The sequence below is a fragment of the Carnobacterium sp. genome (assembly GCF_040274945.1).
Classification (GTDB): domain Bacteria; phylum Bacillota; class Bacilli; order Lactobacillales; family Carnobacteriaceae; genus Carnobacterium_B.
The window spans coordinates 26,999-41,679 of the sequence record NZ_JBEMAR010000013.1 but is presented as its reverse complement, the minus strand read 5'-3'; the positions used below and the strand labels follow the sequence as shown (position 1 = coordinate 41,679).

Annotated in this window: 13 protein-coding genes and 1 pseudogene; 7 read left to right on the top strand and 7 right to left on the bottom strand. The window is 33.3% G+C overall.

Annotation, left to right across the window (positions count from 1 at the left end):
- Nucleotides 1-309 precede the first annotated feature (309 nt).
- Complete coding sequence (locus ABS916_RS12465) at nt 310-834, bottom strand: GNAT family N-acetyltransferase (protein WP_350452209.1); 525 nt, start codon at nt 832-834, stop codon at nt 310-312.
- Nucleotides 835-1,158: 324 nt separating this feature from the next.
- On the opposite strand from ABS916_RS12465, the gene ABS916_RS12460 reads away from it, so the two are divergent.
- Nucleotides 1,159-2,151, top strand: coding sequence for a hypothetical protein (locus tag ABS916_RS12460; RefSeq protein WP_350452208.1), 993 nt, complete (start codon nt 1,159-1,161; stop codon nt 2,149-2,151).
- A 66-nt stretch (nt 2,152-2,217) separates the two neighbouring features.
- On the opposite strand, the gene ABS916_RS12455 is transcribed toward ABS916_RS12460, so the two are convergent.
- The 3 genes from ABS916_RS12455 to ABS916_RS12445 form a co-directional block, all read right to left on the bottom strand.
- Nucleotides 2,218-2,733 carry an HD domain-containing protein gene (locus ABS916_RS12455; RefSeq protein ID WP_350452207.1) on the bottom strand — a complete coding sequence of 172 codons (516 nt, stop codon included), beginning with the start codon at nt 2,731-2,733 and terminating at the stop codon, nt 2,218-2,220.
- Nucleotides 2,734-2,877: 144 nt separating this feature from the next.
- Nucleotides 2,878-3,645 carry a TrmH family RNA methyltransferase gene (locus ABS916_RS12450; protein ID WP_350452206.1) on the bottom strand — a complete coding sequence of 256 codons (768 nt, stop codon included), beginning with the start codon at nt 3,643-3,645 and terminating at the stop codon, nt 2,878-2,880.
- Nucleotides 3,646-3,775: 130 nt separating this feature from the next.
- Nucleotides 3,776-5,119: a murein hydrolase activator EnvC family protein gene (locus ABS916_RS12445; RefSeq protein WP_350452205.1), complete on the bottom strand. Its 1,344-nt coding sequence runs from the start codon at nt 5,117-5,119 to the stop codon at nt 3,776-3,778.
- A 503-nt stretch (nt 5,120-5,622) separates the two neighbouring features.
- Between ABS916_RS12445 and ABS916_RS12440 the strand changes: the two are divergent.
- Nucleotides 5,623-5,790, top strand: a pseudogene (locus ABS916_RS12440) (DUF6544 family protein).
- A 277-nt stretch (nt 5,791-6,067) separates the two neighbouring features.
- Here the strand turns inward: ABS916_RS12440 and ABS916_RS12435 are convergent.
- The gene (locus ABS916_RS12435; RefSeq protein ID WP_350452204.1) at nt 6,068-7,018 is read right to left on the bottom strand and encodes an NADP-dependent oxidoreductase; all 951 of its coding nucleotides are present in this window, start codon (nt 7,016-7,018) and stop codon (nt 6,068-6,070) included.
- 218 nt (nt 7,019-7,236) lie between these two features.
- Here ABS916_RS12435 and ABS916_RS12430 point away from each other — a divergent pair, with 218 nt between their 5' ends.
- Nucleotides 7,237-8,421 carry an MFS transporter gene (locus ABS916_RS12430; RefSeq protein ID WP_350452203.1) on the top strand — a complete coding sequence of 395 codons (1,185 nt, stop codon included), beginning with the start codon at nt 7,237-7,239 and terminating at the stop codon, nt 8,419-8,421.
- A 70-nt stretch (nt 8,422-8,491) separates the two neighbouring features.
- Here the strand turns inward: ABS916_RS12430 and ABS916_RS12425 are convergent, their stop codons facing one another.
- Nucleotides 8,492-9,355, bottom strand: a complete 864-nt coding sequence (locus tag ABS916_RS12425) for a pyridoxamine kinase (protein WP_350452202.1) — start codon at nt 9,353-9,355, stop codon at nt 8,492-8,494.
- A 158-nt stretch (nt 9,356-9,513) separates the two neighbouring features.
- Here ABS916_RS12425 and ABS916_RS12420 point away from each other — a divergent pair, with 158 nt between their 5' ends.
- On the top strand, nt 9,514-9,996 hold the full coding sequence (locus ABS916_RS12420) for an ECF transporter S component (RefSeq protein WP_350452201.1): 483 nt from the start codon (nt 9,514-9,516) through the stop codon (nt 9,994-9,996).
- 127 nt (nt 9,997-10,123) lie between these two features.
- Here the strand turns inward: ABS916_RS12420 and ABS916_RS12415 are convergent, their stop codons facing one another.
- Nucleotides 10,124-10,978 (bottom strand): DUF368 domain-containing protein, encoded by an 855-nt coding sequence (locus ABS916_RS12415; RefSeq protein ID WP_350452200.1) that lies wholly within the window; start codon nt 10,976-10,978, stop codon nt 10,124-10,126.
- A 491-nt stretch (nt 10,979-11,469) separates the two neighbouring features.
- On the opposite strand from ABS916_RS12415, the gene ABS916_RS12410 reads away from it, so the two are divergent.
- The 3 genes from ABS916_RS12410 (at nt 11,470) to ABS916_RS12400 (ending at nt 14,338) form a co-directional block, all read left to right on the top strand.
- Entirely contained in the window at nt 11,470-12,285 is an 816-nt protein-coding gene (locus ABS916_RS12410; protein ID WP_350452199.1) for an aldo/keto reductase, read from the top strand.
- Nucleotides 12,286-12,442: 157 nt separating this feature from the next.
- Complete coding sequence (locus ABS916_RS12405; RefSeq protein ID WP_350452198.1) at nt 12,443-12,847, top strand: hypothetical protein; 405 nt, start codon at nt 12,443-12,445, stop codon at nt 12,845-12,847.
- 261 nt (nt 12,848-13,108) lie between these two features.
- Complete coding sequence (locus ABS916_RS12400; protein ID WP_350452197.1) at nt 13,109-14,338, top strand: MFS transporter; 1,230 nt, start codon at nt 13,109-13,111, stop codon at nt 14,336-14,338.
- Nucleotides 14,339-14,681 lie beyond the last annotated feature (343 nt).

Here is a 14,681-nt window from a genome sequence, read left to right as displayed (position 1 = left end):
GTTGGTTTGTTTCAACCTGTCTCAGCGACATGTATTAATATAACAGGGATTCAGAATGCCGTCAATGTTTTTTTTACAAAAAAAACACATTTCTATTAACCACAAACATTAATTCGTTGTTAATAAACTCTCAACTCTTTTTTTAAAGTAAACACGAACTAATTAAGTCTTTTCTCATAGAATCATCCGCCAGAAAGAAAGAATATTTATTCAATTAAATAAAAATCTATCCATTATTTAAAGTTCAATTAAAAAAAGTAGAACCGAACCCTTTTCAAGGCTATCTAGTTCTACTTTTTATCAATTTTTTTAATTGATTCTCAATCCATAATACAAATGATCGTGTAACGCTCCGTTAAATTCAGCTATCTTTGGCATTCTTCCCCATTGTTGAAAACCAAATTTCCCAAGAATGTATTCACTTGCTCCGTTGCCTTCTACAATCATTGCAATAACATTTTGATAACCGATCTCTTTAGCTTGTTGTAGCGCATAATCAACTAACTTTGATCCAATTCCACGTTTACGGTAATCACCATTTACATAATAACTAATTTCAGTGACCTGATCTACCGCTCTTCTTCCTACTCGGTATCCACTTAAATGACTGTATCCGGCAACCTTTCCATCAACTTCATAAACGAACAGCGGATATTTTTCTGTTTGATGAGACTCAAACCATGATTTTCTTTCTTCTACTGTAAATGGATCAAGATCACAGGTGATGCCTCCTGTGAGTATTGCCTTATTATAGATATCTACCATTTCTGGCAAGTCTGCTAAACTGGCTTCTCTAATAAGTGCTTTTTGTTTGGTAAACGTTACCTCTATCATTTAAGCTTCCTCCAATCCTATCTAAAAATTCATTTTTTTCAGCATTCATTGAAACGTTTGCATTCCCTATCTCATTAACTTTATAAGACTTAATTTTTCTGTTTCAATTTATACGACAAGCATTATTATATACTGTGATTTATACTTCGACAATCTTTTTTTTGAAAATTTTATGTGTTGTTTTTGTGTCTTTTTAAAAAGTCTTCCTTTTACTTTAATACATGCGTTTCTTTGCGTATAAAAAGGTATCTTTGCTTTACAATTTTATTTACATTCACTAAACTTAAAGTATGTAAATAACGGGATTTTGGAGGTGAAAACAAGATGCAACGAATCTTATTTTGGATTTTCACTAGCTCATTATTATTTTTAGGCTATTTTTCATATGACATCGTCACAATGCAAGGGGTTATTAACGATACTGTTGAAAAAACTAGCAGTGACGTCCTCATTGAAGAGGGCGACGCTTATCTTAATGAAGTAAAAGAACTTATTGGCGATCCTTTAGACTTCACATCTGGAGCTCCTACAAAAGCTGGTAATAATATGGAACAAAGTCAAAGTGCATTAATTCAAAAATCAACTATTGTTACTTACCAAGTTATTAATGATGTTCTTTCCAATGGAATCATTAATACCGTTAATACTGATCAAAGCGAATATGCGAGAAATACGATTGCTCATAATCAACTATGGGATACCTTTAAAACTATTATACCGGCAGATTTACGCACAAACATTTATTCTTTCTCCGTTTTCTCAGATGGAGCTAGTAATCTTTTAGGTTACGTTGAACCGTTAGACTACAATGGAGATACTTGGCAACTTGGAGTTGACTTTGTCGATAGCACAGATGAAAAAAATTTTTATTACACTTTAATTCATGAATATGGCCATCTTCTAACTTTAAATAATAAGCAAATGGTCAGCAATTACGATTGGAAAACCTCTAGTCAAATAGAAACTACTTACTCTTCTTTCTATGGAGAAAGCACTCCTGAGTCGTATATAAATTTATATTACCAAGAATTTTGGATTGATTATTACAAAGAGTGGCAACATCTCAATGTCCAAGCTGATCCAGAAGCTCAACAATCATTTTACCTTGAACATGCTGATGATTTTTTGACAAGTTATGCTGTTACCCATCCTGAAGAAGATATTGCTGAATCATGGACCTTTTTTATTCTCTCTCCTAGACAAAGCAATGACACCGTTGCTCAAAAGAAACAAAACTTTTTTTATCAATTTCCAGAATTAGTTGAAATACGAACTGAAATTCTAAAGAATCTTCTAACTGAAGCAAAAAAAGACTAAGCCTCAATTAAGGTTTAGTCTTTTTATTATTAAGTTAAAAACGTCTATTACAACTTATCTCTATTTTTATTGTGCTGCAGCTGGTCTCAAACGAGCCCACGCATTCTTTACAGAGGTTCTCATTTTTCCAGTCAATGGAACAGCTACTTCTTTTACTGCACAATATTTATCAACAAACGTTACAATGTAACTTTCTTTATACTTTGGAAGAGCTACAGTAGCTAGCCACATGTGTTTAATAATAATATCGCACTCTAATTCACTTAGTTCTGTTAATTTTTTTGCGTTTTCGCAAGCCATACGAGGATGGACATATGCGTGAGTACCCTCATCAAATTTCGTTGTTCTCCAATCATAATAAAACAAATCATGAAGCAAACCTGCACGAGCTGTAGCTCTAGCATCCAAATTATGTTTTTTAGCAATACAGTAACTGATATAAGATACGCTAATTGAATGATCTAGTCTTGTAGTAAAATGATGTTGAGTATAGTCATTTAGTTTCTTTACTTCTTCACATTCCAATAAATCCTCGATAAGTGCAACGTATTCTAAATCTTGCTTCCATTTTGGTTCGGTCATTAAACAACTTCCTTTTCGTAATAATATATAATGTGTTCTAACTGGTTCCCATCATACAATGTATGCTTAGGCTTTTAAAGCAGAACACTTCAAATTTAAAGAAATATTAGGAAAGTTCATTTTTTTGACATAGTTTTGTAACACTTAACTTTTATTCTTGGTTAACGAAAACATGACTATTCCAGCAGCTACTGCAACATTTAGAGACTCCGCTTGTCCTACAATCGGAATATAAAGATTCTTTGTTGTACGTTTTAATAATTCATCCGACATTCCATTGCCTTCATTTCCCATAACCAGTCCATATACAGCTTGAGGGTCAATTTTTCGATAAGAAACGGCATCTTCATTTAATTCAGTACCAAAAACTGGAAACTCATGTTCAAAAAACAAATCAAACCATTCATTTAAATCTCCTTGGTAAACCGGCAAATGAAAATGACTCCCTTGCATAGAACGCAACACTTTACTATTGTAAAGATCGACAGATCCTTTTCCTAATACGACTCCCCCAAAACCGGCAGCATCTGCTGTGCGAACCATTGTTCCGACATTTCCTGGGTCTTGAACATTGTCTAAGAATAAAAAGGGCTTCGCAAGAATTGGTTTATCTAATTGCTCTATTTTTTTTACAACTGCAAAAATACCTTGAGAAGTTTCAGTCTCACTTAAAAGTTTTGCGATTTCCGCAGAAATTTCAACTTGTTTTGCTTCATCAAATTCAGGAATATCTCCTACAGCTACTTCTTCACTTATCATTATTTCTAAAATTATCGCATGATTTTTTAAAGCTTCTTCTATTAAATGGAAACCTTCAATTAAATAAGCACCAGCTTTTTGACGCCCTCTTCTTGATTGAAGTTTTTTCCAATTTTTTACGCGTTCATTTTTTGTGGATAAAATTAGTTCCATTCGTAATCCTCCGCCCATTTCATCTATTGCTTATTCATTCTACTAAAAAAGTCCTCTCTTTGAAAGAGAGGACTTAGGCTATTTGTTTTAAATTCTTAATTTACATGCCACTATTTTGAAAACTTTCTTCTTATAGATAGCCTGCTGGATCAACACGAGAACCATTAACATAAACTTCAAAGTGTAAATGAACCCCTGTAGAAGAACCAGTCGTACCCATTGTTCCAATTTGTTGTCCTTGTGATACTTGTTGTCCGGCTGTTACTAATAAACTTCCGGATACCATGTGAGCGTATAATGTTTGTACGCCATTTCCATGATCAATTTTCACATAATAACCCCATTCACTATGGTAACCAGCAAAAACAACTGTTCCGCTTTGTGCTGCTACGATTGGACCGCCGCCACCAAAGTCAATACCACCATGTAATTTATTTACACCAGTAATCGGGTGAATACGGTAGCCATAAGAAGAAGTAGTATATCCTCCACTTGGATTAATAAACCCTGAACTGCTTGAAGATGATGGAGTGCTTGCTTGTTTCTCATTGCTTGATGGAGCTTGATTGCTTGATTGACTTGAAGAACTTGTTGTTTGTTTAGTTTCCGCTGCTTTAGCTTCTGCTTGTGCTGCTTTAGCTTCTGCCTCAGCTTCTGCTTTTTTAGCAGCCGCTTGTGCTTTTTCTTCTTCAGCTATAATGCGTTGACGTTCTTCTTGTAATTCGCTAGACAAGACACTTGTTTGAGTCGCAATAACAGCTTGTTCTTTAACAAAGTCATTCTTTTCAGATTCTGTCATATCGTATTTAGTTGCTACTTGAACAATTTTGTCATCTAATTCTGCCTTTTGAGCAACTAAGTTATTTTTATTTACTTCAATTTCTGCTTTTAATGATTCAATTGCAACTTTTTCATCTTGTGCTGCTTTTTCATTCTTTTCTACTTCTTTTTTATCATTCTCTTGTTGAGTAACAATATCTTTGTTTGCAGAAACCAATTGGTTTACTACACCCACACGCCCGATTAAATCTGACAAACTATCTGCAGATAATACTAAATCGACCATATTAGAAGTACTACCATCTGTTTGCACATTTCTAGCTTGATGTTCTAATTTTTCTTCACGTCTAGCAATTAGATCTTTTAATTTTTCAATCTCTACTTTTAATTTTTCAATTTTAGCTTTTGAGTCAGCTAATTTTTGCTCTTGTACTTTCAGTTCTAGTACAACAGTATCGATATTCGTTTGTAATTTTTCAACTTCTGATTCAAGATTTGCTTTTTCAGATTCTAAGTTATTTAAGGTTTCTTCTTGAGATTGGATTTTTGAGTTTATGTCTGCTGATTTATTTTCTAATTCTGCTTTTTGATTTTCAAGTTCTGAAACACTCGCTGCTTCTGTAGCAGTCGGCATTACAATTGGAGTTGCAAATAACAATGCTGCAATCATCCCGGTCATCAATTTCTTATTCAAAGCATACCCTCCGTGGTTTTTTATACCCTTTTATTTTCTCACGCCAGTTAGTATATCATAGTAATCACAAGAATATGATATTAATTCTTTAACAAAGTCATCGGTATTATTACATTATCATTTCTGCAACCGATTACATATTGTTTTTCATTTAAGAAACACTAGTTTTGTATATTTAGCCATATTTTGTTCATATTTAACAGAATATTTAAATAGTTTGCATTAGTAACTATAACTGTACGTTTAAAACAAAAAGCTAACATGAGATTAGACAAAATAAGCAAGGGATGTCATTTCAAGAAGAACAATAATTCACTACAGAAAAACCAATCTTTATCTGGAATGCAACCATTAAATCAGCATTTTTAATTCATATTGTAAAAAGGTGATAAGTATTGGAATGGAATAAGGAGTATGCTCTTTAAGTTTCTTTCATGATTTACTGTTGCCATTTCTGTAGTGAAAGAAATCAATAGGGTACCTTGTTAAGATATTTTGCTGAGATGGTATGTTTTCCTACTGCATCTTTAAACAAATATATAACCTGGAATGAGAATGATGGTAGCAATGCATAAGCAACAATGACCTACAAATGTGTAACTGTCTCAGGACTATTTTCATTTAATGATATAGGTGAGGTTATTGAATTTGAGACTGAAAGGTATGGATGATTTGATAAAAAGTAAAGACTAGAAGTGTGGTCAGTTTCTTTGCGTGATTATAAAGCCTTTGAAGGAATCATGATACCTTCAAAGGCTTAGGTTACCGAAATTGGCTATAATGTACCACTACTTTATTAGTACACCATCAAAATTATTGTGCTAAAAGATTCTGTACAATCACTTCTTAAAACAGACATGAATATGAAATCATTGAAAGCTAATCATACCTATAAAAAAAGAAGCGACAGAAAAACTGTCGCTTCTTTTTTTATAATTAATCTGTCTATTAAGATTCTTCGTTTCCTACTTTAATCACGATTTTCCCAACTGCATGGTGTGTCTCGCTTAATGCATGGGCATCATAAACCCCTTTTTCAGTTAAAGGGTAAGTTGCTCCGATAATGGACTTCACTTTTCCTTGTTCCATTAATTGGGCCAACTGGCTAAGCTGTTTTCCATCTGGTTCTAACCAAATATTATTGAACGTGATATCAGCTTTCTCAATCAACTCTTTATCTGCGTCTCCAACAATGGATACGATTCGTCCGGTATGCGGTTTAATCACTTTAAAACTATTTTCTAAAACTTCTCCGCCCATCGTATCAAAGATAACGTCTACATCACTTAATAGTTCAGTAAAATCTTCATTTTTATAATCAATGAATTGATCTACTCCTAAACCCAGTAGCAAGTCACGATTTTTTTCACTTGCCGTTGAGATAACGTAAGCACCTTTACTTTTAGCTAATTGAATAGCGTACGTTCCTACTCCACCAGAACCTGCATGTATCAAGACTTTTTCGCCTTCAACAAGTTTGCCGTAATCAAATAATGCTTGCCAAGCAGTTAATCCAGCTAATGGTGCTGCTGCTGCTTCTTCATAAGATATATTTTCAGGAATATACGCTAGTAGGTTATCATCAACTGCAGTATATTCAGCATACGTTCCAAAACGTGTTGTATCGGGACGTGCAAATACTCGATCGCCAATTTTCCAATCGGTTACTTCGCTACCGACCTCTACAATTTCACCTGCTACATCCCAACCTAAAATAATCGGGAATTCCCAAGGCATCTTTTGTTGCAAATAGCCTTCACGTAATTTCCAGTCAATCGGGTTGATGGAAGTTGCTCTTTCTTTTACGATGACTTGATGCTCTTTAGGCTGTGGCATCGGTACTTCTGCTTCTTTCAACTTTTCTTTTCCACCGTATTCTTCGATAATAACTGCTCTCATTATTCTTTCCTCCAAACACTAATATCTTTACATGATTTTCATTAACATACTTCTTACTAATAATAAGTATATCAAAAAAAACAAAGAAATCCTAACAATTTGTTCAGGTTGTAAATTCCATCTAATTTCTTCATTTTTTTAAGTGAATGCATGCTATGATATTTACAGGGATAAAGAAATTCAATTTTGGTTTAATGGGAAAGGAGGAGTAACAACTTATGACAACAATTCGTACGCTAACCATAAAATATGCACTGCTACAAAGCTTATACTGGATGGTATTTTGCTCCATCTATGGATTTGCTTCAGTCTTTTTGCTCTCCCGAAGCTTCGAAAATCAAAACATTGGGCTTATTCTTGCCATCTCCAATATCTTATCCGTTATTTTACAACCTACTTTAGGTGCTGTAGTCGATAAGTTTGAAAAATTAACATTGAAATGGAGCTTAGTTATCCTTACGGTTTTATCTATTGGCCTTCTTGTTTCTTTGCTTCTTTCTACTGGCGCTCCTGCAATTGAAGCATTACTATTCATAGCTGTAGTTTCATTAGTTTTATCCATGCAGCCGTTCATTAATTCTTTTACATTTGAACACATTAATAGTGGGATAGAAATCAATTTTGGTTTAACAAGAGGAGCAGGTTCCTTAGCATTCGCTCTAACTTCGTACACGTTAGGTCAATTGTTAACACGCTTTAGCACAATTATTTTGCCTATTGGCTGTATTTTTTTATTATCAGCTTTTTTGATTCTTATTTTCACCTTTCCCGAAACTACTATTTCTGAAGTACCATCTGCTCCAAATTTAAAGTTGAATAACCCTTTAACCAAAGAAAAAGAAACTTTTTTAAAAAGGTACCCTCGCTTTGCCTACTTTCTAATAGGAGCAGCCTGTTTGTTTCTTTTTCACACTATCGTAAATACTTATTTAGTCCAAATCATTCATTCACTTGGAGGAAACGACAGTGACTTTGGTTTGTCATTAATGATTACAGCTTTGTGTGAACTACCTGCTATGTTAGGATTCAGCTATTTATTGACTAAACGAAAAAGTGGTATTTGGTTGAAAATAGCTGCCGTTTTCTTTGTATTAAGAAGTATTCTTTTCTTCTTATCGGGATCGGTATTTATGATTAATGTCACTCAATTATTCCAAGGATTAGCATTTGCTCTTTACATTCCAGCCTCAACTTATTATGTCAATCAACTAATGGAGAAAACAGATTATGTCAAAGGACAAGCGTTTAACGTAGGTGCTGTTACCCTAGGCAGTGTGGCTGGAAGTTTTATAGGTGGATGGTTGCTAGACAATGCTGGTGTTCCAGAAATGTTAAGTGCTGGAATAGTGGCGGCATTTATTGGTTGTTTATTACTCTTTTATTCAGTAAAAACCGATATTTAAAAAATAGAAAAAAAACAACGAAAAGCTGTAAACATACCGTTTGCAACTTTTCGTTGTTTTTCTCTTACTTTCAATCATGGATAATTTCTTTTTTTAGTTCTTTCATTAAATACATCAAATCTTTTTCAAAAGCAATTCCATACAATGGATCAATTTGTTCTTCAATAGTCCGTTTGACCACTCTTGAAATGTAATTTACCGCTACTTCATTAGCTCTTTTTAAGCTGTGTTTTTGAAATAAAAATCCTGCTACTACGCTTGTATACAAATCTCCTACCCCATCGAAATGCCCCGGATAAACTTTTGAAAAAGTATAATGGATTTTTGAACTTCCTTTGGAAATAAACGCAGCACCTACTTGTCTTTCATTTCCAGTTACACCAGATAAGACGATACTTCGGTTATTTTTGTCCGTTAATTTCTTTATAATGGGTTCTATTTTTTCTTTAGTATGTGGCTTTTCTGGATAGTTTGTTTCCGTTAGTAAGCAAGCTTCAGTTACATTTGGTATCAAGACATCTGCAAATTGACAAAGTTTACGCATCGCTTCAACATGCTCAGTGGTAAAACCTGGGTATAAAGTTCCGTGATCACCCATCACAGGGTCTACTACAATTAGAGCTTCTTCTGTTGAAAATTGTTTGATAATGCTTTCCATCAATTTAATTTGTTCTATAGAGCCTAAATATCCGATGACTATCCCATCAAATTTTATTCCTAACGAACGCCAATGGTTTAATATAGCCGGTATCTCAGCACTTAAATCTAAAAAAGTATACTCTTCAAAACCTTTACCGGTATGTGTAGACAACAATGCTGTAGGCAAGATACTCACCCAATTTTCCAAACAACTTAAAATTGGGACAGCCACATTCATTGAAATACGGCAACTTGCTGAAATATCTTGGATAACTAAAATTCTGGGCTGCTTCATCTTTTTCTCCTTTTCTGCTCGTTTCTTCTCTTTATCTAGTCTAGCATAATTCTTATTATAGAATCTGTACTTTTTAGTTTTTTTAATTAAAAAATTCATGACATTGTTGCTAAAAAAAGATAAGATGACTTTATACATATAAGTAGAGGATGGAGATTATGCGAAAAATTACTACAAAAGAAATTGTAACAGTTGCTCTATTCATGTCTATGACTATAGTAATGACGCTTCTTATTCGAATACCGACATTTCGTGGATACATTAACTTAGGAGATATGGTTTTATTATTTGCTGCATTATTTTTAGGAAAGAAAGCTGGTTTTCTTGTCGGTGGATTAGGAAGCGCGCTTGCAGATATCATTGCAGGTTACGCTTTTTATGCTCCCATTACTTTTATAGTAAAAGGACTTCAAGGATATATTTGTGCTTGGATTTTTCAAAAAACAGGCTATCATAAACCTCTTTTAGCTACTATCCCTGCTGGTATATTTATGGCACTTGGCTATTTTGTTGCTGAAAGCTTTATGTATGGTTTGGCTGGAGCAGCTATTTCTATTCCTGGAAATTTACTTCAAGGAATAGTTGGGGCATTGGGCGCGGTCCTATTGCAAAAAAGTGTAGGTTCTAAAATAAAAAAATAATTAGTTCTAAAAAAAGTGTTGCTGAGTATACTCAGCAACACTTTTTTTTACATGAACAAAAATTAAAAATAACAACTTTGCATTAGAAACGGTCAACTCTTTTTATTTTAAATCAAAAAGTTTAACATCAATTTAATTCAGCCGGTTTATAATTGTCTTCCAATTTTTCCATCAGCAATCCTACAGCTAAACCAATAAAGAATAATACAGCTGCCACTGCTATTCCTCCAGCAGATATGCCAATGTATTGTTCGGGCAACGGAGCTATAATGACTGTTGAAGCTATTACAACACCTAAAATAAAGTGGAAAATAGCAGCATAAGCGATTTCCATTAATTTACTTACCAATTTAGACAGTAACAAAACACATAAAATTGCACCAATTGCGACAGGAATTAAGATAGAAAAGTTCAAATCTTTTATACCTTCTGTCATGGGCTCGTACAAATGCATATACATCAAAAAATTAGATGGACTTAATCCAGGAACTATAAACCCTAAAGCAAAAATCCCGCCGGCCATTACCCATGACAATGTGGATTGTTCAACTACTACATTCATATTAAATTTTGCATAAATTAAACCTACAAAAGCAAGAATCGCAACAACTACAGTAATCACAAGGTGATAAGGCTTGCGCCCATTTTTTCCAGCTTCTTTATATAAAGCAGGCAATGTTCCCAAAATACAACCGATAAAGCACCATAATACCTGAACCTCATTATTTTTCAAAAAATAATCAATCGGATATGCCAGCACAAATATACCAAACAAACCACCAATCCCTACTGGAATAAAGTAACGTACATTTTTAAGGAAATCTTTGCGAATATTTGATAGAAATGCAATCATATTTTCATAAATCCCAAATACAGCCGCTAAAGCTCCTCCACTTACACCCGGTAAGATAGCACCTGAACCAATAAACATTCCTTTCACAAAACGGAAAAACCAATCAATAATACCTTCGTTTTTTTTCATAATAACTAACTCTACCTCCACTCACTTTACAAAAAAGTGATTATTATTCTAATTATGTTGCTTTTAATATTATGACACATTTTTTTTTACTTTTTGTTTAATTTTTAGTTATGTTTCACTAAAATAAACATATAGATGAATCTAACACCATAACAGCTAATAGAAAAACCATACTTTCCTATAATACTTAACTACATACCAATTAACAAGTCCAACAATATCAACTTTTACTGTCCTTTTATTTTTATATAGCATTCTTAATGTATACTTTATAATGTTATTCATGAAGATATCCATATGATAACAAATCCTGACTTAGCAGAAGTGTTCCGGACATTGGGGTATACGTTGCTTAAGGTACCTGCTTCAAGTTCAAAATTATTCTGAACACAATTAAAAAACGGAAAACGGATACACTAATATTTTACTTAGCCTTTAAAAAAGCATACAATAAGAAAGTAACATCTTTAAAAATGAGGAGGAAATGATTTATGATGAAAGAAAATTCTTTTGTGTTTCACAATGGTGTTGAGATTCCAAATATCGGTTTTGGTACTTGGCAGATCCCAAATGAGGAAGCATACGATGCCGTAACAATGGCTCTTAAAAATGGCTATACTCATATTGACACAGCATTAGCTTACCAAAATGAAGAAAATGTTGGAAAAGCAATCAAAGATTTTGATTTACCACGTGAAGAAATCTTTATTACTAGTAAATTACCCGCTCAAATTAAAGGTTACGATGAAACCTTAGAGGCTTTTAATACAACCATTACCAATTTAGGTGTGGATTACTTAGACCTTTATCTTATTCATGCTCCATGGCCTTGGAATGAAAAAGGCGCGGACTATACTGAAGGAAATATCCAATCATGGAAAGCGATGGAAAAATTGTACAATGATGGAAAGATTCGTACTATCGGAGTTTCTAATTTTTCTGAATCAGATATTCAAGCTCTTATTGATGCTTGCGATATCGTGCCAATGGCTAATCAAATTCCGTTCTACGTTGGACATGATCAAGAAGATTTACTTGCCTTTTGTAAAAAACACAACATTGTTGTAGAAGCCTATTCACCATTAGCAACTGGTCAAACATTGAACAGCCCAGAAATCAAAGAAATGGCAGAAAAATATAACGTTACTCCTGCCCAGTTATGTATTCGTTACTGTTTAGAGCGTGAAACATTGCCGCTTCCAAAATCAACACATGAAGAACGAATCATTGAAAACAGTCAATTAGACTTCACTATTTCACCAGAAGATGTAGAAAAATTAAACGCTGTTGAAGATGTGCGCAACTAACTCTTTACCTTATTTTAAAATAGAAAAGCCGTTACCTAGTACATACTAAGTAGCGGCTTTTCTATTTAGGTTTTATTTTTTATATGGTTAGGTCGTGTTTTAAAACAAATGATTATCTTGATTTTTGATCTACGTGGCATAATAAAAGAAATAAAAAGTGGTCATCATGAATATCGAACGGTATGAACTATCTGATGAGCAATGGAATCAAATGGAAATTGGTTTTGAGTTAATCGAATTAGGGCTTATTACCTTTACTCAAATAGAGATTGGTTTTGAGTTAATCGAATTAGGGCTCATTACCTTTACTCAAATGAAAATTGGTTTTGAGTTAATCGAATTAAGGCTTATTACCTCTACTCAAATGGAAATTGGTTTTGAGTTAATCGAACTAGGGCTTATTACCTCTACTCAAATAGAAATTGGTTTTGAGTTAATCGAATTAGGGCTTATTATCTCTACTCAAATGGAGATTAATTTTGAGTTAATCGAACTAGAGCTTATTACCTCTACTCAAATGAGTCTCTACTTTATACCAATCTATCACACCACTGTACGATAAAATTGTAAGATTTTATTTAGCTTCTGTCTATCTAGCGACTATTTTCTATTAACGAACTAGTTTAAAGCCTTCCTCCCTATTTTTATTAACAATTTCTCATTTCCCTATTTTTTTATTCTTAGAATTGTGCTACGCTATTTTTGTCAAGTTATCTGAGAAGAAGAATCAGTGTGTCTCTTTTCTTATGGCTTCATAAAAAAAGAGATAAGGACACGAATTAAATACATATTCTCTGTTCCTTTATTTATTAAGGAGATTATTATGCTATCATCTTTTTCAAAGAATATTCAAACCACATTAGTTACTTCATTTTTTAGCAGTTTAGTTTATGCTTGTACGATTCCCTACCTTATTATTTATTTAGCCGGTATATTCAGCAAGGAAACTATCGGACTATTAGTTATGATAAATGTTGTTACCTCTTTTTTAGCAGGAATTATTGGTGGTTATTTAGCAGATAACTTTCAGCGAAAAAAAATCTTATTGATCTTTCAAAATTTATACGGAGTATCCTTGCTTCTTGTTGCAGTGAATTTTTCAGGTATCTTACCACAAAATTTTTGGCTAATCTTTGGTTACCTTATTTGTGGCATCACTTATAATTTATATTATTCTGCCTTTGATGCGGTACTGCTCGATTCTACTGTTCCGAATGAACGTAAAAAAGTTTATCAACTACAGTATTGGACATTTAACTTATCCATGGCTTTAGGTGCTTCAATCGGAGGCTTCTTGTTTAAGCATTATCTGGTCTATTTGTTTTTTGGTGCCGCTCTTTTGCAATTTATCGTTTCTGCTTTTCTACAAAAAAACCTTAATTATAAAAATAATGTTTCTCTGACTAAAGGGAAAACAATTATTCATGGTCTTTTTAACAATTACTATATTGCTGCTAAAGACAAACGATGGGTCATGTTAATTTTAGGAATAGCTCTTTATAGTGCTGCAGAATTTTCATTGCAAAACTACACTGGCATTCGTTTATCAAAAGAGTTTAAACCAATCACACTTTTATCTGTTTCTATCGACGGAGTGAGAATGCTTAGTATTTTACAAGTGATCAATACTATTATGGTCGTTTGTTTCACTTTCCTTGTTTCGCGATTAACTGAGAAGAAAAAAGAACGTACTGTTGTACTCATTGGATTACTGATTTATGTAACTGGATATGGCTTAATGGCTTCTGCCAATAGTATTTACCTATTGATTCCATTAACTATTTTGGCCACGTTTGGTGAGCTAGCTTCTGCCCCTATCCTAAGTGCCCGTCAAGTCAGTTTGATACCTGAAGATAAACAAGCTTCTTATTTAAGTTTTGCCTCTCTTTCCTTTCAAGGATCCCAGCTTTTAGCTGCTTTAGGCATAACATTAGGGGGATATTTAGCTGCCGGACTAATTAGTGGTTACATTATTATTTTAGGAATAGCCGGAGTTTATTTTGTCATTTATAGCTTATACGATAATAAAAAAGAGGTTGTAAAATATAATTAATAACCTAATTTAATTTTCTAACATTCGATTTTCACTATTTTCTTTCAAGTTATTTCTAAAAATACTGGTAAACTAATTTTTTACTCATTAAATTTAATCAAAAAGTTTACGAACTGTTAAATAAAACAGATTCGTAAACTTTTTTGTTTGAGTACTATTATTTCATTATTTACCTTGCAACGTTTATAATTGATTTATAATACAAATCTATCTTTTTAGATTGTTTGGTACGTTAATCCGTCTCTTTGGCCAATCGTCAATTACTCTGTGTTTTGTTTCAAAAAGACTTACTTATATCTTTACGCTGTATTATTCAAATTTAGATAATTTAGGAAGGAGAATG

Excerpts from the sequence above, each read along its gene's own strand:
- ABS916_RS12435 (WP_350452204.1), bottom strand. The coding sequence starts at position 7,018 with ATGAGAGCAGTTATTATCGAAGAATACGGTGGAAAAGAAAAGTTGAAA.
- ABS916_RS12400 (WP_350452197.1), top strand. The coding sequence starts at position 13,109 with ATGCTATCATCTTTTTCAAAGAATATTCAAACCACATTAGTTACTTCA.
- ABS916_RS12425 (WP_350452202.1), bottom strand. The coding sequence starts at position 9,355 with ATGAAGCAGCCCAGAATTTTAGTTATCCAAGATATTTCAGCAAGTTGC.
- ABS916_RS12465 (WP_350452209.1), bottom strand. The coding sequence starts at position 834 with ATGATAGAGGTAACGTTTACCAAACAAAAAGCACTTATTAGAGAAGCC.
- ABS916_RS12460 (WP_350452208.1), top strand. The coding sequence starts at position 1,159 with ATGCAACGAATCTTATTTTGGATTTTCACTAGCTCATTATTATTTTTA.
- ABS916_RS12430 (WP_350452203.1), top strand. The coding sequence starts at position 7,237 with ATGACAACAATTCGTACGCTAACCATAAAATATGCACTGCTACAAAGC.
- ABS916_RS12420 (WP_350452201.1), top strand. The coding sequence starts at position 9,514 with ATGCGAAAAATTACTACAAAAGAAATTGTAACAGTTGCTCTATTCATG.
- ABS916_RS12410 (WP_350452199.1), top strand. The coding sequence starts at position 11,470 with ATGATGAAAGAAAATTCTTTTGTGTTTCACAATGGTGTTGAGATTCCA.
- ABS916_RS12415 (WP_350452200.1), bottom strand. The coding sequence starts at position 10,978 with ATGAAAAAAAACGAAGGTATTATTGATTGGTTTTTCCGTTTTGTGAAA.
- ABS916_RS12455 (WP_350452207.1), bottom strand. The coding sequence starts at position 2,733 with ATGACCGAACCAAAATGGAAGCAAGATTTAGAATACGTTGCACTTATC.
- ABS916_RS12450 (WP_350452206.1), bottom strand. The coding sequence starts at position 3,645 with ATGGAACTAATTTTATCCACAAAAAATGAACGCGTAAAAAATTGGAAA.